Source organism: Streptococcus oralis (genome assembly GCF_001578935.1).
Taxonomy (GTDB): Bacteria; Bacillota; Bacilli; order Lactobacillales; family Streptococcaceae; genus Streptococcus; species Streptococcus oralis_R.
On record NZ_KQ969521.1, the window covers coordinates 187,438 to 188,473 of the forward strand.

At 38.1% G+C, this 1,036-nt stretch carries 2 protein-coding genes and 1 pseudogene; all 3 read left to right on the forward strand.

Annotation, left to right across the window (positions count from 1 at the left end; all coding sequences use genetic code 11):
• Positions 1–102: pseudogene (locus SORDD15_RS10395) on the forward strand (UDP-N-acetylmuramoylalanyl-D-glutamate--2,6-diaminopimelate ligase); the annotation flags it as partial.
• Positions 86–736 (forward strand): DUF1803 domain-containing protein, encoded by a 651-nt coding sequence (locus SORDD15_RS00995; protein ID WP_061413585.1) that lies wholly within the window; start codon positions 86–88, stop codon positions 734–736. The pseudogene SORDD15_RS10395 and the gene SORDD15_RS00995, both read left to right, overlap by 17 nt.
• A 101-nt stretch (positions 737–837) precedes the next feature.
• Positions 838–1,036 (forward strand): CsbD family protein (locus SORDD15_RS01000; protein WP_000051179.1); only part of this gene is annotated, 199 nt, incomplete at its 3' end.

Below are 1,036 nucleotides of genomic sequence, written 5' to 3' on the forward strand. Positions count from 1 at the left end.
CTTCCTGTGCCTCTGAATCAGCCAGGGACCAATCCTAGTCAACTAGCAGCATCCCCTCTTTTAGAATGTAAAGAAAGGAATCTTCATGATTCAGATTTTTAACCTATCTCGTTTGACTCGACAGCCATTTTTTATAGATTTGGTGGACTATCTGGACCAGCATGACGATGTGATCCTTCGAGAAATCAAAGCCCAGTTTCCAGATGTAGCAGTTGATAAACTCATGGAAGAGTATATTAAGGCAGGCTTGATCCGAAGGGAAAACAAACGTTATTTTCTCAATCTCCCTTTTTTAGAATCTACGGATAATTTAGCCCTTGACCAAGAAATTTTTATCAGAGAGGACAGTCCAGTCTATCAAGCCTTGTTGGAGAAGACTTTTGAGACAGAATTGCGCAATCAAACCAATGCTGCCATTTTAGTCGAATCTACAGATTTTGCTAGAGAAAAGATGACCCTGTCTAATTATTTCTACAAGGTCAAGCACCAATATCCTTTGACAGAAAAACAGCAGAAACTCTATGCCATTTTAGGAGATGTTAACCCTGAGTATGCCCTCAAATATATGACGACTTTTTTGTTAAAATTCCTCAAAAAAGACCAACTGATGCAGAAACGCCGTGATATCTTTGTGGATAGTTTGGTCGTCTTAGGCTATATTGTGCAAAACGAAGAAGGGAAGTATGAGTTGGCTATTGATTTCGACAAGGAACGGTTGACTTTCTATTTACCTTAATTACTTCATTTTGAGCAGATTGTTTGACTTTACTAAAGAATAAGCATAAACTGAATGTAAGCGATAACGTTTATCGTATTAAAAGCAAAGGAGACAGAGCTATGTCGCTTGAAAATAAATTGGATCAAGCAACTGGTGCTATCAAAGAAGGATTTGGTAAAGTTACTGGCGATAGCAAGACAGAAGCAGAAGGTACTGTAGAAAAAACAGTTGCGAAAGCAAAAGAAGTTGTTGAAGATGCTAAAGGTGCTGTAGAAGGTGCCGTTGAAGGTCTTAAAAATTCATTTAAGAAAGAAGACT

Coding starts and splice junctions, on each gene's coding strand:
- SORDD15_RS00995 (WP_061413585.1), top strand. CDS start 86: ATGATTCAGATTTTTAACCTATCTCGTTTGACTCGACAGCCATTTTTT.